2 protein-coding genes and 1 pseudogene are annotated in these 2,205 nt (G+C 74.3%); all 3 read left to right on the top strand.

Annotated elements, in window-relative coordinates; all coding sequences use genetic code 11:
• Positions 1-193: 193 nt before the first annotated feature.
• The 3 genes and pseudogenes from ACTWQJ_RS50470 (at position 194) to ACTWQJ_RS50460 (ending at position 2,111) form a co-directional block, all read left to right on the top strand.
• Complete coding sequence (locus ACTWQJ_RS50470; RefSeq protein ID WP_443313053.1) at positions 194-355, top strand: hypothetical protein; 162 nt, start codon at positions 194-196, stop codon at positions 353-355.
• Positions 356-523: 168 nt separating this feature from the next.
• Entirely contained in the window at positions 524-1,258 is a 735-nt protein-coding gene (locus ACTWQJ_RS50465; protein ID WP_443313052.1) for an alpha/beta hydrolase, read from the top strand.
• Positions 1,255-2,111, top strand: a pseudogene (locus ACTWQJ_RS50460) (sulfurtransferase). The gene ACTWQJ_RS50465 and the pseudogene ACTWQJ_RS50460 overlap by 4 nt, the downstream one beginning before the upstream one ends.
• Positions 2,112-2,205: the final 94 nt, after the last annotated feature.

Here is a 2,205-nt window from a genome sequence, read left to right as displayed (position 1 = left end):
GGCTGAGCGCGAGCGCGCCGGCGGCGCGGTGGAAGCCGCCGTGGTCGGCGACGGCGATCAGGCTGCGCAGCGCCACGATGTCCAGGACCGGTCGCATGGGCGCAGGCTAGCACCGATTGATTAAGGATCGTGATCGGTTTTGATGGCGAATCGTCGTTGGACGTACGTCTTTCGCCTCCTGCATGCTGGGCGCATGCCGCGTACAGCCAACGCGCCGGCCTGCGGGCCGCGCCCCCTCAGCACCGGACTCCGGCCGACGGCCGCCGGGTCGGCGGTGTGCTGCGGCGCGGGCACATGGCTGACGCAGCGGCGGGTGGTCGACCTCGGCCGTGCCGTCACCATGCGCTGTCGCTGATCCGCGCACGCGCACATCCCTATCTGAGCCGAACCGGTTCTTGAGCTGATCCCGTACGCCCGGCGGCTGTGCGGGCCCTCGACGGGTGTGCGCGTCACCTTCTCCCCCCGCCCGCGGCACAGGTGCGTCCCGCCGACCCCCTGTGCCCTCCTGATGAATCGAGTCACCATGAGCTCTCCTCAGCAGCCTGTCCACGCCTGGGACGAACCAGAGGGGATCGCCCCGCGCGGCACCCTCGTCCTCCTCCCCGGCCGCGGCGAACACGGCGGTGTGTACGAGCGGTTCGGCCGCCGCATCGCCGCCGACGGCTACCGCGTACGGGCCCTGACGGATCCCTCCCCCGACCTGGCGACGGTCACCGACGAGGCCGCCAAGCTGCTGCGCGACGAGACGCTGCCCGGCCCCCGGGTGCTGGTCGGGTCCGACACCGGGGCCCTGTACGCGGCGCGGCTCGCCGCGCGTGGCACACCGGGCCTGGACGCGCTGATCCTCGCGGGGCTGCCCACCGCATCGCACGCCGTCGCTGCGGCACCCGACTGGGAGGCCGAACTCGACCGGCGCACCGCCTGCCCCACCCACCGCGGCAGGCTCACCTCCGACGCGGCGTTCCGGCGCGGCGCTCTCACGGACACGCCGCCTGTTGAACTGCCCGCCCTGGACGGCATCTCCGTCCCCGTCCTCGCCCTGCACGGCGCCGACGACACGGTCAGCCCGCTCCCGGAGGCCCGCCATGCCTACCGGGCGATGCCCGGCGTGGAGCTGGTGAGCCTGGCCGGGACCCGGCACGACGCCCTCAACGACCTCACCCATCGCACGGCCGCCGCCACGGTCGTGCTGTTCCTGGAGCGGCTGCGGCTCTCCCCAGACGTCACGCCCATCGCCGTACGAGAGGACCTCGCATGACCGCCCCGGTGCTGACCGGTGTGGACGAGCTGCGCTCCCTGCTGCGCGGCGGTGATCCGGGGCCTGTCATCCTGGACGTGCGGTGGAAGCTAGGCGACCCGCACGGGCGCGAGCACTACCTCAAGGAACACATCCCCGGCGCCGTCTACGTCGACCTCGACACCGAGCTCGCCGCCCCGCCCACACCGCAGGGCGGCCGCCATCCCCTCCCCGACCCCGCCGATCTACAGGCGTCCGCGCGCCGCTGGGGCCTCACCACGGGCCAACCGGTGGTCGTGTACGACGACAACGGCAACACAGCCGCCGCCCGCGCCTGGTGGCTGCTGCGCTGGGCGGGAGTCGAGCGGGTGACGCTGCTCGACGGGGCCCTGGGCGCCTGGCGCGCGGCCGGGCTGCCGACAGAAGCCGGCGAGCCCGAGGCCCCCGCGCCGCGCCGGGCGACATCGCGCTCACGCCAGGGCGGCTGCCGGTGCTGGACGCCAATGCTGCTGCCGAAGTCGCCCGGGACGGGGTGCTGTTGGACGCCCGCGCCGCCGAGCGGTACCGGGGCGAGAGCGAGCCGGTCGATGCGCGTGCCGGGCACATCCCCGGTGCGCTGTCCGCGCCCACGGGCGACAACCTCCGTCCCGACGGGACATTCCGCGACGTGGAGGAACTCGCCGTTCGGTTCGCGGCGCTGGGCGCCGATGACGCGACCGAGGTGGGGGTCTACTGCGGGTCCGGCGTCACGGCCGCCCACCAGATCGCCGCGCTCGCCCACGCCGGCATCCCCGCGGCGCTCTACCCCGGTTCCTGGTCCGCCTGGTCCGCCGACCCCGACCGCCCGGCCGTGCTGGGCGAACGGCCGTACTGAATCCCCGTCTCTGTCCCCGCCTTCCCCGACACCCTCCCGACTCCTCCCCGAGAGGCCCCCATGCCTCCCCCCACCACCGCCGTCTCCGGGACGT

Origin of the sequence: Streptomyces sp. KR55, assembly GCF_052245645.1 — a bacterium.
Taxonomy (GTDB): Bacteria; Actinomycetota; Actinomycetes; order Streptomycetales; family Streptomycetaceae; genus Streptomyces; species Streptomyces flavusporus.
The sequence above is the reverse complement of the archived record's forward strand: the minus strand, read 5'-3'. Positions and strand labels throughout refer to the sequence as shown.